1 protein-coding gene is annotated in these 459 nt (G+C 66.4%); it reads left to right on the forward strand.

Annotation, left to right across the window (positions count from 1 at the left end):
- Positions 1–406, forward strand: a 406-nt coding sequence (locus tag EN850_RS33550) for a TOBE domain-containing protein (protein WP_136092936.1), incomplete at its 5' end; no start/stop codon positions are given.
- Positions 407–459: the final 53 nt, after the last annotated feature.

Below are 459 nucleotides of genomic sequence, written 5' to 3' on the forward strand. Positions count from 1 at the left end.
CACCTTTGTCGGCAACCCGCCGATGAACATCCTGCCGGCTGCGCCAGGCGAGCGAGGCGTGATGATCGGTGCCAGGATCGTGCCGCTGGAGCGAACCCGGCTCACGGCCTGCCGCCTGGCCGAGATCGTGGAGATCGGGCTCAGACCGGAAGACTGCAGCCTCGCCCAGCCAGGCGAACCGGGGGCGCTGCCCGGCGAAATCTATGTCGTCGAGCCGATGGGCAACGAGACGCTGGTCAATGTCCGCCTCGAAGGCGGCAACGTCTCGGTACGGGCCGGCCGCGATTTCAGGGGCGCGGTCGGCGAAAGCATCGGCGTCGCCTTCGACCCGGCGAACGCCTGTTTCTTCAATTCGGCCGGCCTGACCGCCGTCCACAGGGTCAACAGCAATGGGAGAGTGAAATGATGCATTCCAGCAGACTTACTCGCCGCTCCGTCATCAAGGGCGGGCTGGGCCTG

Source organism: Mesorhizobium sp. M8A.F.Ca.ET.207.01.1.1 (genome assembly GCF_004794715.1).
Taxonomy (GTDB): Bacteria; Pseudomonadota; Alphaproteobacteria; order Rhizobiales; family Rhizobiaceae; genus Mesorhizobium.